At 75.1% G+C, this 1,368-nt stretch carries 1 protein-coding gene; it reads left to right on the plus strand.

The window, feature by feature from the left end; genetic code table 11:
- The first annotated feature begins 12 nt into the window (after positions 1–12).
- Positions 13–1,206, plus strand: a complete 1,194-nt coding sequence (locus tag GTW67_RS15210) for a threonine aldolase family protein (protein WP_161165355.1) — start codon at positions 13–15, stop codon at positions 1,204–1,206.
- The last annotated feature ends 162 nt before the right edge of the window (positions 1,207–1,368 follow it).

Consider the following 1,368-nt stretch of genomic DNA (forward strand, 5'->3'; position numbering starts at 1 on the left):
CATGATCCCGGCATGACTGGCACAGGGGAAAACACGGAACAGGCGGAGACGGCGGAGCCGCCGGAACAGCAGGAGGAGCAGCACAGGCGCATGCGCGAGCGGCGCGTGGCCGTCCATCGCAGCGCGAAGCGGCTGCTCGCGCGGCCGGGCTACACCGCCACCCTCCGGGAGCGCCTCGGCCTGCTCGACGGCGCCGGGGAGCTCTACGACCTCGACGAGCCGTCGGACGTCTACGGCAACGGCATCGTGACGGCGCTGGAGGAGCGTACGGCCGCCCTGCTCGGCCACGAGGCCGCCGTCTTCTTCCCGACCGGCACCATGGCCCAGCAGGTGGCGCTGCGCTGCTGGGCGGGCCGTACCGGCAACCCGGTCGTCGCCCTGCACGGGCTCGGCCATCCCGAGGTGCACGAACGGAACGCCTTCAGCCGGGTCAGCGGCCTGCGTCCGGTACGGCTGACCGGCGAGCCCCGGCAGCCGGCCGCCGACGAGGTGCGTGACTTCGGGGAGCCGTTCGGGGCGCTCATGCTGGAGCTGCCGCTCAGGGACGGCGGCTATCTGCTGCCCACCTGGGAGGAGCTGACCGAGCTGGTCGGGGCGGCTCGGGAGCGCGACGCGGTCGTGCACTTCGACGGGGCGCGGCTGTGGGAGTCCACCGTGCACTTCGGCCGCCCGCTGGACGAGATCGCGGGCCTCGCGGACAGCGTGTACGTCTCGTTCTACAAGTCCCTCAAGGGCTACGGCGGTGCCGCGCTGGCCGGTCCCCGGACGCTGGTGGAGGAGGCCAGGGCCTGGCGGCACCGGTACGGCGGCAACGTGTTCCAGCAGTTCCCCACGGCGCTGTCGGCGCTGGCCGGGCTGGAGCGCGAGCTGCCCCGGCTGCCGGAGTACGTGACGCACGCGCGCGTGGTGGCCGCCGCGCTGCGCGAGGGCTTCGCGGAGGCCGGGCTGCCGTGGGCGCGGGTGCACCCCGAGGTGCCCCACACCCACGAGTTCCAGGTCTGGCTGCCGTACGACGCCGATGTCGTCGGGGAGGTCTCGATCCGGCAGGGCGAGGAGACGGGGACGCTGCTCTTCGGCCGGCCCTGGGACGAGACCGGACCGGGCATCGCCCTCACCGAGGTCGGGGTGGAGGCGGAGGGCCTGGAGTGGACGGCGGACGACGTGAAGGCCGCGGCCGCGGACTTCGCGGCACGGCTGCCCCGCTGACGGCCGGCCGGCCCAGCCGCTGACCGCTGCGTCGCGCGTAGGCCGCGCTGCTTGCCCGCTGCGTCATGGGCCGGGCGCCCTGCCTGACCGCCGCGTCACGGGCCGGGCGCCCTGCCTGACACGCCGCGTCACGGGCCGGCCGCCCTGCTTGCCCCCCCCCCC

Origin of the sequence: Streptomyces sp. SID5910 (genome assembly GCF_009862125.1) — a bacterium.
GTDB lineage: Bacteria > Actinomycetota > Actinomycetes > Streptomycetales > Streptomycetaceae > Streptomyces.

Bases quoted from the DNA above. Each gene is read 5' to 3' on its own strand.
- GTW67_RS15210 (WP_161165355.1), top strand. From the start codon at position 13: ATGACTGGCACAGGGGAAAACACGGAACAGGCGGAGACGGCGGAGCCG.